We start from the raw sequence: 14,228 nt of genomic DNA on the forward strand, positions 1-14,228 counted from the left end.
CCGGACTATGACCGATGACCAGTACGACGAAGTCTACGGCAGATCTCGACCGCGGCCACGCACGGGCACTCGCTACCCGACTTCGAGCAGTTCCTACCCTCGCATGGATTGCCGCGGCAGTCGGCGGCTTCATCGGGAGCATCCCGCTCGGCCTGATGATGCAGTACGGGAACCCCGAACCCTTGATCGCGCTCGCTCTGCCGATGATGTACGGCCTCTCCGGACCAGACCTGCTCGCTGGATGGACGATTCACCAGTTTCACGGCGTCGCACTCGCAGTGATGTACGTTGCCGCCGTCCAGTGGGAACCACTCACCGAGCGCGCCAAGACGCTCCGGGGGGCCGCTGTCCTCGCCGTTATCGTCGGCGTCGTCTCGACGGCGCTACTGTCGGTGCTGTTGATGCCGCTCTGGCTCGGTGCGGTCGGCTACCCGTTCACGCCACCGTTCCCCGACCTCACGATGCCCGAGAAGCTATGGAGTGTCCTCGGTCACGTCATCTACGCGCTCCCGGTGACGATCGGGTACGCGCTCGTGATGAGGCGGTGACGCTACTGTGGTTGCTGAGGACATCACCCTTGGCCTCCACATCCTCACCGAATTTGCGGCGCTGTTCACTGGGAAAAGCCTCTAGTTAGCTCCTTGACTGATGTGTGGCTCTCGGGTGCCTGGATTGGTCAGTGGAACTTTCGAAAATACGGTCATCTGATAAGTGCAGAGAAAACACGTTGTTCGATTTTCCGGAGATGCTCGCTCACAGTCGTGGTTGCGACACCGATCTGAGTCGCAATCTTCTCGTGAGTGGTTCCTCTCGGTGTTTCGTAGTATCCATCCTCAACTGCCAGGGTGAGTACCTCCACCTGTCGCTCAGTCAGTAGTGAGATGATCTCACTCTCCCCTGGCTTGCGCTCTCCCTTTCTGAGGAGTGTGAGTTCAATATCTGACGGGATTTCCGAGATGACACGATGAAGCGTTTGTTCATCTCCGCTCATCGTGATTTTGAGTCCGTCATCGGTATGTGTTATGGGTGTCTCGAACACGACTCCGTGTGACCGGCCAAGAGAGAAAAATTCACGAATCGGCTCAATTGGGCGACCATGGATGTACACGAGCCCACTTTCGTTCTCTGGCACATCACAGGAGATGACCTCTTCGTGGTCCGTGAGGTACGTTCTTACCTGGGTGAGGTCGCCTCGAAGATGGTAGAGCAGAACAATCGTCCCATCTTCGAGAATAGTAACGTGGTGAAGCGATTCACGGATTATCGACGGATCCGCTGCGAGTAATTGATTCGCCGGATGGAACCCGCCTTCGACCGTAATTTCCAGCGTAATCGACTTCATGATACTACTCCTATTGCCTTAGATATATAAATGAGCCTGTCTGAGTGAGGCAGCGCCGATATGCAAATTCCAGTCTAACGATAATTTGCCTCATGAAAAGACAAATCCTTGTTTGGAATCAGTTGCATACCGGACAGTTACGGAGAGCAGTATCCGTTCCCTTTGTAAGTAACAGTACAAGCGGGGGGATTTGAGATGGGTGTTCGAATCAACGATTTCGGGGGTATTCCCGCCACGTTACGTAGCCGCGACGCAATTCTCCCGGGGGTGATGACGCTGATTTTGGTTGCGACCTTTACGTATCTCTCCCCAGGGTTATCACTGATTGTCACGTTCGTTCCCGCGATTATTCTTGCGTATGTGTGCTATCTACTGACGAGCTATCAACGAATGCCCGACCCAAGTCGGGTGCTCCCCGTCTATCTGGTCGCATTTGCTGTTCAGTTCCTGCACTTCGCCGAGGAATTCTCGACTGAGTTCTACACTCGCTGGCCGGTCGAGGTCTTCAACGCCGCTCCGTTCGAGCTCACGACGTTCGTTCAGATCAATATGGTCTCGTACGCTGCGTTCGCTCTCGGTGCGGTCGCCATCTACCGTGGTATCAAGGGTCCGATGCTCATCGTCTGGTTCTTCACGCTCATGGGAGTCATCGGAAACGGCGTTCTCCATCCCGTTTATCCGATCCTCGCGACCGGTGAGTTCGGCTACTTCTCCGGACTTTACACGTCCGTCCTCTATCTGATCCTCGGCCCAATCCTGTTTTCCCGTCTGTGGGAGGTTCGAAGCGATAGAGGCAGTGCTGTGAACCATGAGGTCGAGACGAACAGCAAAACGGGGAGCAGTCAATGAGGGTCAACAGATGGGTGGCGGCTGGCATCGCAGGAAGTATCGGTATCTTCGTTGCAAATCTCGTCAGTCAGGTCCTGTTCTTCCAGCTAGGCGAGGAAATACTATTCCATTCCGACCAGCAGAGTGACAAACTGATCGCCGTCATGACGCAGATGGAACCGCTGCCAGTGATGGAAACGAATCCGGCGGTGTACATGACCATCTCGTTGTTCATCGGTGCACTTCACGGCGGTATTTTCGCGTACATTCGCGATTCGCTTCCGGAGAACACCATCAAGAGCGGACTGGCTTATGGCGGGATCCTCTGGGCGCTGATGGCCCTCTACTTCGAGTTTCATGCACCCTTCAACATGTTCGGTGAACCTCTCCCACTTCTGGGACTGGAACTGTTCTTCTGGGTCATCGTCGTTAGCGTGGAGGGTGTGATTATCAGTACACTCCATAATCGCTTTGGCAATTCGGGGATGCTCGACCGATGAGAGTCGAACTGGACCTGGCGTACCGGATCGGAGGCGACAGTGAGTGTGAACATACGAAACTGTCATACCTCGGTCAGATGGGCCTGACAGAGATGTATAAGTGCAACCGTTGTAGTGGCGTCCTTACGACCCGTGGATAGCAACGGAAATCAGCTGAAGAAAGTGATGATACGCATGTCGAAACATCCGATGACTATCAGTGAGAGAGACACCGTAGCGACGGTAAAACGTGATACAATAAAACGCCAAGAGGGTTAATGTTAGATGTCGAATGAGATAGACAATATGAACTTCGTTGATCTGAGTCACACGTTCGAGGATGGGATGCCCGGGTTCCGTCACGAGAACGATGACGGGACGCACACGGAGTATACTGCGGAAGTGTCTCCGTTCTTCTCCCACGAGGAGTCACGAGAGAAGTACGACGGCAAAGCCGCGTTCGAGGTCACCGAAATGCAGTTCCAGACCTCTATCGGGACGTACCTCGATTCACCGTACCATCGGCATCCGGAAGGGCGCGACATCGGTGAACTGGAAATAGGCGAACTGATACACCCAGGAACGGTGGTCGATGCCCGAGAACTTGATAGCGACAAGGAACTAACCATCGACGCACTTCCCAGCGAAGCCGACCTCGCAGGGACCGCCGTCCTGTTCAATTTTGGATGGGACAAATACTGGGGCTCAGAGCAGTACCGATCCTACCCATACATCTCTGAGGCCGTCATTGAGAGACTGATTGACGCAGACGTTTCTCTGGTCGGAGTGGACACGTTGAACGCCGACGACCACCATAATCCCGCCCGCCCGGCTCACACCCGTCTCCTCAAAGAGGAAATCTTCATCGTCGAGAATCTCCGCAACCTTGATTCTCTTGTCGGTGAGTCATTCCGATTCTTCGCTGTGCCGATCAAAGCCAAAGACACTGCTGCAATGCCCATTCGTGCGTTTGCCGAAGTCGATCAGTGAGGCAAGAAGACGGTATTCGCAATGTGTGGCAGGATCTAAGGTCTGTATCTCGCACGACATCTCTATTAGTTTCTAAGGATTTCAACAGAGGCTCATAAATCAAAGTTAGTAGTCGAATACAGGACCGTGCTAGCTTATTTATTCTCAAAGATTTTGACGCAACCTTCACATTGCTAATTCCTAACAAAGCGTGCTAATGACTTTACGACCAGACGAGATATTAGGTGAAAATGACGACCTACATTCCTTCGTATCTTCGAGCGTTGAGCCAAATACGCACGGGTACTCACTCTGGGGTTGACCAGAAGACGGATGACGTGGAGGCCGTCAGTTGCCCCAATATCGAGGCGTTAGAGTTTGAACAGCAGGAGACGGTCAATCTCTGGGTCAATAAGCAGGCCTACCACGGGAAGCAAGTGGTTACAAGCGATAGACAAACTCGTGTCGACAAAACGGTTGATCATCCGGAACGTCACTGGTGGATCATCGCCCACGGTCTATTAGAAAACACCGACCCCCCTCTCCGGGACCACGCAGATATCTTTGATTTTCTGATTGCTCTCAACCTAAGCACAGAGGATCCAGTATTCTTCTCCCAGAACCCCGGTCAAGTGACTGGAGGCGCATATTCTTACAATAGAGGAGCACTAGACTACCGAGACGACCTCTCGCCAGGAAACATCGCTACGGCATTACTCGGGTTGAACGAGATACCAGATAAAATCAAGATTACGGGCGACGTGATATCGGTCTACGAAGACGTGAGAGAATACAGGTCAAAGCAAATTGAGACAGATGCCGAGATGGATCTTCGTGTTGCCCTCCACATGTACGACGACGCACTATCCTCTGATATTTGGACAGCTATGACAAATTTGTATTTCGTCTGTGAGAACCTACTCTCCTCTGGGAGACGTGGCGATAAAGATCAGCGCATCGCGGACAGCACAATCCTGAGCGTGGATGACGCTGAGGCTTGGCGTGAAATGGTGAACAGAATCAAGCATCCCGACAAGGGAGAGAAAATTGAGGGACTACTTAACCAAGACGATCTGGAGGTTCCCACTTTGAGAAGAATGAGAACCGCTACAAATACCGTTCTTAAGGAATCCATGAACGAGACTACTACATAGATGCTATTTTCGATGGAACAACAGGACGGACATTGTCATCACTCCGTATCTCAATGCTAAAGGCTTGGAGGTGGTTTGGATTTTCGTCTGTCATAAGCGGACGATCTTCTTCATTTGACATCCTCCCAGTCCAAGCGACTGGGATTCCCCAAAGGGGAGTTTGAAGTTGCACGTTTCCTCGGACCACAGGTACGCTTTCGCGTGGGCCGTCGTTGGTTGCCACCGAATTGTGACCGACGGTGTGCGTTCCAGTGCGTACAGCCGTGTCAATACGGCCTTCCTCTCTGCATCCAGCAGACAATTGAGGCGGGGTTTTCAGCCCGCGAGGTAGCACGAATTTCGTCAGCTGAACTGTTACGTCGTGCATGGTTCTCCCTTTCTGCTCGCAATGTTCTCTGCGGCGTTCAAATCGGCGTGCCGACCACGACCACAGTTTGGACAGGAGAAATGGTCAGCGGACCGATTCCCAGTAGCTCCACACGCCGAACATCGTTGGCTGGTATACGATGGATCAACTTTCTCGACAGGGATTCCCTCCACTGCGGCTTTGTAGATGATGAACCGCTGGAGTTGGCCGAAGGGCCACGAATGAACTCCGGGCCACGGACACCGTTCTTGGATTCCGTCTAGGTTCTCAATTCGGAGTACTGGATCTTCGAATTGAGCCGTGAACTCAACGAGGCGTCGAGAGAGCGTGTGGTTCAAAGTCGTCATCCGACGATGTTCTTTCTTACCTACACGGTTGAGTGCGCGAAGCGCACCCGCTTCCTGCAGCGACTCGCGTAGGGAACGATACTTACGTCGAAGATATTTCGCCTCGCGACCAGAGACAAGGAGAGATTCATCCTCTGTGGGGGCGACAGCAGCGAGAATATGCCGCTCGCCGATATCGACCCCAACAGGAGTTTTCCCCTCCAATGGCTTCTCCTGAGTGACAGTGAATGAACAGTACCACTCGCTACCCCGGCGGTAGACCTGAAGAAGTGATTTCTTTAGTTCACCGGCTAGTAGCTGCTGGAGGACATCTTCGATTTCGTCATAGACAGCGATCGGCGTGTACCACCACCGCGAGATACACGGGAAACCGATTACGACGGTCCCATTCTCAGTCTGGTCAACTTCCCAGTTTTGGTTGTTAATCCCAAATGGAATGCTATTGTTGTACTGGACAGCACCATCCTTCGAATACTCCGATTTCGCTTCGCGGATCGCCTGAGACTGGATTACTGCATACAGACCATTCTCGATGCCAGCCGAAGTGATCGACTGTACCAACTCACCGCTTTCCCAGCCATCAATCAGCCACTGCTTGGTTTCTGCATAGAGGTGACTGGCTCGCTGCCATCCCCGGCGGCGGGCCCACGAAGGATTGTGAAATTTCGTCGTGATAGTCGATGTCGTCATCAAATCACTTCCTCCAGATGCGGTAGACCACTGATGTTTGACTCTTTCAGATGTGACCTCTGGTGGTACGGGGCCGCATAGAGCGAAATCATATATAAACCTGTGTTCAGGAAGGTCAGTAGAGGATTGGGGCCCCTGAAAGCTCCAACTACTCCGTCACGTTTCGATACGTGGAGCAAACATCCGGGTCATCAACCCTGCACCATCATTGAGGTCGTACGAGAGAACGATGGGGAACTCACTCCCAAACTCCATCGTCACACAGGCTCCCCTCGGAATAGTTCGCACAATCCGTTTCATGTAGTCGAGGCTGAACAGCGACGACGCATCGGCGAACCTGACCTGGTCGAGTTCCTCTTCATCAAGCTGGAAGTCGACAGCGTCAGTATCGCCTTCTGCTTCGATTGTGAGGACCTCATTGTCGGCATCCATCCGGAATCCGACGTGGTCGGCAACGAGGTCAGCGGCTTTGACCCCTTGCTGAAGGACGTCGCGGTCGAGCGTAGCGCTCGCTGGGAGTTTCAGCTCAGGGAGCTTCGGCTCTGCTCTGATGGTCGCTGGATCGAGGCAAGCCATTCGGAACTCGATGCCGTCGACGAAAACAACCAGCTTGCGTGTCTCTCTATCGAGACTGAACTGGACCAGATCGTCTTTCTTTGCGAGGTTCACGGGATCAGCGAAGCGGTCCAAGTCAAGACCAAGGACACCCGGACTAGCATCGTACGACTCGAATGCTGAGGCATTCAGAGTGAGATCGTCCATCGCGACGTTGGCGGGATCGACTGCACGGACGCGAATTCCGGATTCGTCGATCTTGAATCGGGCTTCGTCGACGTTCGCCCGAAGTGCTTTGAGGATAGCCTTTAGAGGACTTGCCTGGATGGTTGCTCGGAACGTCGACGGTGGCTCTGAAGCAATCTCATCCGTTGCTTCCTCCCCATCAGTATCGACATCTGCTTTTGATTCTGCCTCTGTCTTGGGTTCGAGCTCTCGGGCTTGCTCCAGCCAGTCTACAGCCTGTTCCACGCTGACGTTTGCAAACTCCGCGATTGTCTCGGAGTCAGCGGCTTCGAGAGCCTCGATCGTTTTGATTCCCTGTTCGCGCAGACGGGTCGCTTGTTCCGTGTCGAGACCAGAGATGTCGACGAAATCTGCTAGTTGTTCGGAGGGTTCCGCGACAGTCTCTGGCTGTGCGGACGCATCTGAACGGCTGTTTTCAGTCTGTTCTTCGTCAGAACGGTCTGTGGATGTTTCTATACTCATAGCGTTCTATGGTGCGATAGAGCGAAAGCACGAGTCCGACGGGCAATCGTTGAGTCAACTCGCCTTCCCCTCAGTCTCTTGAGGGAAGATAAATCTCGACTCGGGAATGCTAGCCGAGATATGGCACAGGACGCAGCAAAACCAGCAATCTGGTATTACTGGCTTCAGACAGTAGTCGCGTTGAGCTACAGAATCCTTGGTTCACTTACGAGACACCGTACTGCTCTTTGAGGGCAGTAAATTCTGATTCACTCGGGAGGACCACTGGGAGGTCGTCAGCAACCCCGAACTCTCCGTGAAGGGGTCGGTACATCGCGGCCACTGCGGTCTCCAAGTCGTACCACGTTGCCGTGTCTGTGAGGGTATCTTGGTCGATGTCCAGCTTCTCGATCAACAGCATCGAGTAACTGACGCGGCGAGAGCCACTATCGAGGACGAGGGTGTGACACACCACCTCCGATGGTGTGAGATCCTCGTCGGGGGCGTACCAGAATGCGGGTTCGCCAGCGAGGAAGAACTGCAGGCCGTACTCCTGGAATCGTGCGAGTCCAGTCACCCGCCAGTCAGCGGCCGACTCTAGTGCGGACGTATCCTCCGACGTTTGGACGCGAATGAGCGTCCGCTTCGGGTCGCACCATTCGACAGTCGCACTCGGAGCGAGTTCTCGAGCCCGGGAGCGATGTTCATGGGTAACGACTTCTCGTGCGAACGTTAGCAGTGGTGAGAGGTCTTCAACCAACGCATATTCGGGCCCAAATGGCGACAGCATCGCTCGGTGCTTGAGCGGTGACAACGCGTTGTAGACGCCCTGCCGGGTGATGTCAAGTCGATCTGCGATCTCAGTCACCCGGCGTGGTTCATCCAGAAACCAGCACACCTGTAGCGTAGCTGGCGAAAGGATCTCAATCCAGTCGACGTGGCCGAGCTTCGAACGGAGGTTTCGATACGACTCAACGACTGGATGGTTAGTCACTCGGACGAGACGTCGGTTCTTCGAACCACGGGTTTCGGTGAGCAAGCCGTCCTCGAGCAACTCATCGAGGACGTGGTAGATATGACCCTGAGAATATTCGGTTTCAGTCGCGAGTTCATCTGGCGTTGACTCACGGCCAGCGCTAAGCTCGTCTAGCAGTGCAAGGCCGGCCTTCGTCAGCATTTCTGTAAATAATAGAATCAGTTCGTATAAATGTGTTTTTGGGTTTCTGTTTACAGACTGCCTGTGTAACGTCTGCCCACCTGCGGACGAAGTCCTGCTACATCGAAACCGGTGGAAGCCAGTCACAGGACGGACAGAACGCTTCGTATACAGCCAGTGTTTCGTCGAACTCCCAACTCCCATCGTCACGGAAGAGTACGCCTGCTCGAACGATGGCGTGAACCGCCCCGTGACCACAGTTAGGGCATTCGTCACCAGGAGCCCATCCCGCCCGCTCGAAATCAATCGTCCACTCCGCGTCAGTGACCGGCGGCGACGACCGTTCACCGCAAGAAGTCATCCGTGTACCTCCATTCCTGAGTCCGCTGGGTGTTCGAGCATCGATTGGAGTTTCTTCCATTGCTCACGGAGCGTCATAGCGGAGACACTCGCGAGCTCGGCGAGACTCGTTTGGGTGACGTTCTCGTCAGCCTCACGAGCAGCCTCGTAGATGCAGGCAGCGGCAACGCCGGTTGGTCGACAGCCGTTCCCGAGACCGACTTCGGACGCTTCTCGGGCCAACTCCAGGGCGCGTTGGCGCACTTCTCGTGAGAGATCGAGGTCCGATGCGAATCGTGGGACATACTGAACGGGAGCCATCGGAACTGCCGGGAGATTCAGTTCGTGATTCAACACGCTGTACGCGTTGCTGACCCGCTCTCTGGAGACAGTCGACACCTCTCCGACCTCGTCGATTGTCCGAGGGAGTCCCGAACATCGACAGGCTGCATACACGCCGGCAGCCGCCATTGCTTCGATCGAGCGACCACGGATGAGGTCCTCGTTCGCAGCAGTCCGATAGAGGGCGCATGCCTGCGTACAGATGCTCTCGGGGAGATCAAGTGCACCGACGATCCGCCGGATTTCCGAGAGTCCATGCGCGAGGTTCTGCTCAGCTTTCCCTTCGAACCGAGCTTGGCGGTCCCATCGCCGAAGCCGGTGCAGTTTCCGACGTTTCGCGGCCGGAAGCTGTTGCCCTCGTGCATCCCGATATCGGCCGATCTCTGCAGAGATGCCCCAGTCGTGCCGGGCGTTCGTCACTGGCCCACCAACGCGACGTCGATCTTCGGCGTCGTATGGCGTCCATTCAGGTCCGTAGTCGATACAGTCCTCGTCGACGACGAGCCCACACTCAGGACAGTACCTCTCAGTACCGTCTCGTCTGAGCTTGACCGCAGAGCACTCAGGGGCACTGGTCGGTCGTAGAGAGTCGTTCGTGAGTCTCAACACCGTTCCTCTCGGGCTGTTCAGTGTGCTTCGTCGCGACGCTGGTTGAGTCTGTAGACATGGTTGATCGAAGGAAGGGCTCTGGGAGCGGATTACTCGGAGTCTGGGCCAGTCAGGTTGGGCGGAAGTTCCGGATTGAATTCGCGGTGGAATGCGCGGAGAACTTGATTCTGCCACGCTGCGTATTCGCCAGGAGTTGAGGCTTCGAACCGTGTCACACCGAGGTCGTATTTTCGCGCAAACGCTTCGAGATCGACTGCTTCGATACTCGTAATCGCGTCTGTCGTGGGATCTGGAGCAGCGGCTGCAGGAAGTGGTCGTTCCACCCACGCATCGAAGCACCCATCCACGGAGCTGATCACGAGGACGCCGTCGGTTGCTCCGACGAACAGGCTGGTCGAAATCCGAGCGAGATTTCGGTACAGATCCGACGGAACAACCAGGAGCAGGTTCTCGGCATCCACTGAGGATAGGTGGCTGTGTCCTCCAGACCGACCGTCGGTTCTCCACCGGTTCTCCGTGTCGAGCCAGCCTCCATGTCGTAACTTGTCGAGTGCGGCATCGAGGAACGTCTGGCTTCGGTACTGAATGTACCCGACTACGGTCGCATAGAAGCTCATCGATCCTCCACGGAGAACTCCGGAGTCAGTGGGGCCAAAGTACACGACCAACACCGATTCATCGAAGATAAAATCCGGATAGAAGGCTCAGTAGTGGACATCAGCAGGAACCACCCAGAACTCGTCATCACTGTTGTGTTCGAGATGCTGTTCGACCGCTGACCGAGAGCGAAGACCGGCGCCGTGTTGGTCGTAGATCCAGACGGACGGCCCGGCAAACTGGCCGAGTCGATAACAATCGAACCGAGTAAGATCGACGTCGTCCATCACGGACTTACAATCGAGAGACTCGAGTTTCATTCGCAGCTTGTCGAGTGTCTCACGGAACCACGCTTCTTGTGCCTCGACGGCGTCTTCGAGGAGTTGTCTCCCCGTCTCTGACTGCAGGGGTAGCGCTGGATCGAGGCCATCGTAGCGGGGATGGTCTCGATACCGAGCCGTCGATTCATCTAGGGTTTTGTAGTAGTCGAACGCCGTCGACGCTCCGTCACCGATTCCAATCAATCGGTCGAGTGCGTACCGAGCCGTACTAACTGCCTCTGAGCTATCGACCGCCGGAACGAGAACTCTGATAAGCATGTGCATTTCCTATTCCTCACCCCTTTCGGGGTCGATAAACTCGGGTGTCGAAGACGAAATCAATGTACGACAGGGAAAATTGCGAAACAAGGAGGGATATCGAGGATGAACTCCTTCCTGAGTGATCCGCCTTCGAGGAATTGACGGAGGAACGACGACGTACCTCTCTGGTAAGATCCACAATGCCGATAACTCAATCCGACATCCGAGATCTCTGTACCGACGCGGTGTTCGACCGCGGGCAGAACTACTACGCCGAGGGGCACATTCACGAGCAACGACGTGTCGACGACATCATCACCGCGACAGTCGAAGGATCGAAGCTGTACGACGTGACGCTCTCACTCGCCGAGCCCGATTTCGAGCCATCCTGTACGTGTCCATACGATGGGCCCGGGGAGTGCAAACACGTCGTTGCCGTACTCTTGTCGCTGAGCGACGATCTACCGGAAGATGAGGGAGAGCGTCTCGACGCCGTCTTCGAAGATATCGACACCACCGAGTTACAGGCATTTGTACGCGAGGAACTCGCTCGTGACGATGCGATGCTGGATCGGTTCTTCGCAACGTTCGATGCAACGTCAGGAAAATCTCACGAAGCGTATCGGGACGACGTCACCCAACTGTTCGAAGAACACACCAGAGAGTACCCTGTCGTCATCGATGCAATCGATTTCAGCCAACTCACGGATCTCGGGGAACGATACCAATATCGAGGCCGTTATCGCCAGGCAGCAGCGGTCTATCGTGGACTCGTGGCTGGAATCGACGACAACATCGAAATCGTCGATGGAGCCTACGACCACTATGCAAGGGTTTTCCGTGAGAGCTTAGACGCCTACGTCGACTGCGTCACAGCAGCTGACCTCTCCTCGACTGAGTACGACGCGTACGAACAGTTCATAGTCGAGAGAATCGAGTCTGGGTCACATATCCATCGCGAACAGTTCGAGCGAACGCTATCGACTCTGCAAGCCGCAATCGAAGAGTGAGGCACGGTTGGTGTTTCAGCCAACACGGGCGTAGGGGGAAGGCATAAGAGGAGCGATTAGAGTTCCTTCACCCACCCAATTTCCCCTGAACGCTTTTCGAATCCTTCTGTCTCTAAGATATGCTCCATAGCTGGGTGCGTAGCATTGTTCGTCGACACTTCACTACACCCCTCTGTCCGACTCAACTCAAGGAATTCATTGAGGGCTGCCCGGCCCACACCCTTGTCCTCCCAGTGTAGCTCCACAGTGAGATACTCTAACTCACCGGGGACACCTTCGATTGCACCCGCGTACTCACCGTCGACAAGAATATCGTATCCCAGCATCGCCTCGGTGAGCGAGAGAGCTTCTGGGTCAACGGTATTGACATCGTCCGCGGCAGTCATCGTATTCGATTAGTGAATAATCACTCTTCAATCTTGGAGCTTCGCAGCCATTCGGCCAGCCTCTTCGGCTTCCTCGCTCCGGGACAAATCGTATCTGGCGAGCGCTTCTTCGACCGCCTCATCGAGCTTCATTCGTACTCCTACGGCGCTGCAGCCGCTGTGTCTCCAGTTCCGGTTTGGAACGAGAGGGTGATGACGAGTTTATCGAACCAGACGACAGGACGCTTGCTCTGGCCGACTTCCTCGAAGAAGATGATTCCCAGCTGTGCAAGTCGCCTGAGTTCCTCGTGGACATTTGTGACGTCACGGTCCACAACTCGGGCAGTTTCGTTGATGCTGGAGGGGGCCTCCTGACGAACAGCCTCGAGGAGTTCGAGCGTACGCGGCGGCAGCGTCTCCATGAGATCGTCGTAGCTTGTGAACGAGAGCGTCGGTGTCGTATCCACTGAATCGCCGTGTTCCAGTGACTCGATGTCGTCAGTGACGTCGTCGTGGAACTCGTCGGACGATTTGACCGTCACAACGAGGGTCGACGCAGCCCGAAGCTGTTCGCGTTCCATCGGATGCAGCGGTGGCGTTAATTCAGCCATTGCGCTCACTCGGGTCTCCGATAGGGGAGCGTCGTCACGTCGAAAGCGTCGTAATGTCGGTCGTACGTGAGGATGTGGTCGATCTCTAACTCGGCCATGTGTGACGCGACGATGAAATCAGTCAGGGATGCATCGAGGTCGGTCCACTCAATAAACGTGTCCGTTGCATCACTGAAGACCTCCGGAGTAACTGATTCGAGTTGATAGAGATCACTCTTATCGAGCGTCGTCAGAAACGTCGCGGCGTTTCGCATCGACGCCTGTTTTTTGAGGCGGGTCGCAGCCTCGTCGACGATATGGTCGTTCACGACCAGTCGTCGATAGGGGAGATCGCCGTCGCGGACAAAATCCATGAATGCACGTGAGACGGGATGCATCTGATCCTGCGGATTAAACAGCGCATAGAGGAACTTCGGGCCACAGACGACTTGGTGACGAATCGAACCCGGTCGAAAGTGTTCAGCGGTCACCGTGCCAATCGGTGTCTCAACTGATTCTGCCATCAGAGTTAGGAGTTCGAGGAGGGGTCCTCAGCGAGAACGAACGATTCATCGTTGCCGTGCCACTCCTCAACGAGATCGTCTTCTTCTCTGGCGTCTGTCTGTGCTGTCCGTGGAAGCGACGAATCATCGAGTTCATCGAGAACTGTAAAGGCTGCATCGTTCGGATCGGCCTGTTGCTGGCGTTCGACCCACTCGATCAACGCCTCGTGACTGGCTTCTTTAAGCGATAGTCCGTGTTCCTCAGCGAACTCTCGAAATCGCTCGTACTCCTCCTCGTTCAACTCAGTTTGGACGTGTTTGGTATCGTGGCTACTCATGTTGACCCTCCTGAGGTTGTGTGGATGTAGCGTCTCATGAAGCATAAGATGTTCGCATGTAGTAGTTCATGAAATAGGGCTCGACCAGGGCCCTTCACACCTTGAAAACGGTATCGAGAGCAGTCGAAAACCGAGCGTCGAAGTTAGAGGCGGCGTAGCCGTCGATCAACACATACTGGAGAGCGATCTCGGGGGGCTCATCCAAGAATTCGATTAATGCGATACGTCGGCGATTGGAACCATCTGGCTCTGTTGGGATCCTTAGCCGCTGACAGCTTATTGAGGCCGTGCTAAATACAGAGACTGTATGCAGGACAGTATCCTCGTTTCTTGCAGACATACCCTTCTGAATCAGGTGCTCATGAGATGTGCAACTCCTC

At 54.7% G+C, this 14,228-nt stretch carries 17 protein-coding genes; 6 read left to right on the plus strand and 11 right to left on the minus strand.

Annotated features, from left to right (window positions below; genetic code table 11):
- The first annotated feature begins 14 nt into the window (after window positions 1-14).
- Complete coding sequence (locus NOV86_RS21480; protein WP_267643883.1) at window positions 15-548, plus strand: hypothetical protein; 534 nt, start codon at window positions 15-17, stop codon at window positions 546-548.
- Between the two features lie 152 nt (window positions 549-700).
- Here the strand turns inward: NOV86_RS21480 and NOV86_RS21485 are convergent, their stop codons facing one another.
- Window positions 701-1,342 (minus strand): helix-turn-helix domain-containing protein, encoded by a 642-nt coding sequence (locus NOV86_RS21485; RefSeq protein ID WP_267643884.1) that lies wholly within the window; start codon window positions 1,340-1,342, stop codon window positions 701-703.
- A 390-nt stretch (window positions 1,343-1,732) separates the two neighbouring features.
- Between NOV86_RS21485 and NOV86_RS21490 the strand changes: the two genes are divergently transcribed.
- The 4 genes from NOV86_RS21490 (at window position 1,733) to NOV86_RS21505 (ending at window position 4,772) form a co-directional block, all read left to right on the plus strand.
- On the plus strand, window positions 1,733-2,191 hold the full coding sequence (locus NOV86_RS21490; protein WP_267643885.1) for a hypothetical protein: 459 nt from the start codon (window positions 1,733-1,735) through the stop codon (window positions 2,189-2,191).
- Complete coding sequence (locus NOV86_RS21495) at window positions 2,188-2,670, plus strand: hypothetical protein (protein ID WP_267643886.1); 483 nt, start codon at window positions 2,188-2,190, stop codon at window positions 2,668-2,670. The genes NOV86_RS21490 and NOV86_RS21495 overlap by 4 nt, the downstream gene beginning before the upstream one ends.
- 264 nt (window positions 2,671-2,934) lie before the next feature.
- The gene (locus NOV86_RS21500; protein WP_267643887.1) at window positions 2,935-3,639 is read left to right on the plus strand and encodes a cyclase family protein; all 705 of its coding nucleotides are present in this window, start codon (window positions 2,935-2,937) and stop codon (window positions 3,637-3,639) included.
- 230 nt (window positions 3,640-3,869) lie between these two features.
- Entirely contained in the window at window positions 3,870-4,772 is a 903-nt protein-coding gene (locus NOV86_RS21505) for a hypothetical protein (RefSeq protein WP_267643888.1), read from the plus strand.
- Window positions 4,773-5,126: 354 nt separating this feature from the next.
- Here NOV86_RS21505 and NOV86_RS21510 read toward each other — a convergent pair whose 3' ends face one another.
- From NOV86_RS21510 to NOV86_RS21535, 6 genes are all read right to left on the minus strand, one after another.
- Entirely contained in the window at window positions 5,127-6,176 is a 1,050-nt protein-coding gene (locus tag NOV86_RS21510) for an RNA-guided endonuclease TnpB family protein (protein WP_267643889.1), read from the minus strand.
- A gap of 156 nt (window positions 6,177-6,332) precedes the next feature.
- Window positions 6,333-7,439, minus strand: coding sequence for a DNA polymerase sliding clamp (locus NOV86_RS21515; RefSeq protein ID WP_267643890.1), 1,107 nt, complete (start codon window positions 7,437-7,439; stop codon window positions 6,333-6,335).
- A gap of 205 nt (window positions 7,440-7,644) precedes the next feature.
- Complete coding sequence (locus NOV86_RS21520; RefSeq protein ID WP_267643891.1) at window positions 7,645-8,595, minus strand: MarR family transcriptional regulator; 951 nt, start codon at window positions 8,593-8,595, stop codon at window positions 7,645-7,647.
- 336 nt (window positions 8,596-8,931) lie between these two features.
- Entirely contained in the window at window positions 8,932-9,864 is a 933-nt protein-coding gene (locus NOV86_RS21525; RefSeq protein ID WP_267643892.1) for a transcription initiation factor IIB, read from the minus strand.
- An 89-nt stretch (window positions 9,865-9,953) separates the two neighbouring features.
- A complete protein-coding gene (locus NOV86_RS21530) occupies window positions 9,954-10,481 on the minus strand; it encodes a hypothetical protein (RefSeq protein WP_267643893.1) in 528 nt (175 codons plus the stop codon).
- 87 nt (window positions 10,482-10,568) lie between these two features.
- On the minus strand, window positions 10,569-11,066 hold the full coding sequence (locus NOV86_RS21535) for a DUF7995 family protein (protein ID WP_267643894.1): 498 nt from the start codon (window positions 11,064-11,066) through the stop codon (window positions 10,569-10,571).
- Window positions 11,067-11,242: 176 nt separating this feature from the next.
- Between NOV86_RS21535 and NOV86_RS21540 the strand changes: the two genes are divergently transcribed.
- Complete coding sequence (locus tag NOV86_RS21540) at window positions 11,243-12,052, plus strand: SWIM zinc finger family protein (protein ID WP_267643895.1); 810 nt, start codon at window positions 11,243-11,245, stop codon at window positions 12,050-12,052.
- 56 nt (window positions 12,053-12,108) lie between these two features.
- Here the strand turns inward: NOV86_RS21540 and NOV86_RS21545 are convergent, their stop codons facing one another.
- The 4 genes from NOV86_RS21545 to NOV86_RS21560 all read right to left on the minus strand — a co-directional run bounded on the left by NOV86_RS21545 (window position 12,109) and on the right by NOV86_RS21560 (window position 13,848).
- The gene (locus NOV86_RS21545) at window positions 12,109-12,438 is read right to left on the minus strand and encodes a hypothetical protein (protein WP_267643896.1); all 330 of its coding nucleotides are present in this window, start codon (window positions 12,436-12,438) and stop codon (window positions 12,109-12,111) included.
- 140 nt (window positions 12,439-12,578) lie between these two features.
- Window positions 12,579-13,028 (minus strand): HVO_A0114 family putative DNA-binding protein, encoded by a 450-nt coding sequence (locus NOV86_RS21550; protein WP_267643897.1) that lies wholly within the window; start codon window positions 13,026-13,028, stop codon window positions 12,579-12,581.
- 5 nt (window positions 13,029-13,033) lie between these two features.
- A complete protein-coding gene (locus tag NOV86_RS21555; protein WP_267643898.1) occupies window positions 13,034-13,531 on the minus strand; it encodes a type II toxin-antitoxin system VapC family toxin in 498 nt (165 codons plus the stop codon).
- A 5-nt stretch (window positions 13,532-13,536) separates the two neighbouring features.
- Complete coding sequence (locus tag NOV86_RS21560) at window positions 13,537-13,848, minus strand: hypothetical protein (RefSeq protein WP_267643899.1); 312 nt, start codon at window positions 13,846-13,848, stop codon at window positions 13,537-13,539.
- Window positions 13,849-14,228 lie beyond the last annotated feature (380 nt).

The organism is Haloarchaeobius amylolyticus, assembly GCF_026616195.1.
Classification (GTDB): Archaea; Halobacteriota; Halobacteria; order Halobacteriales; family Natrialbaceae; genus Haloarchaeobius; species Haloarchaeobius amylolyticus.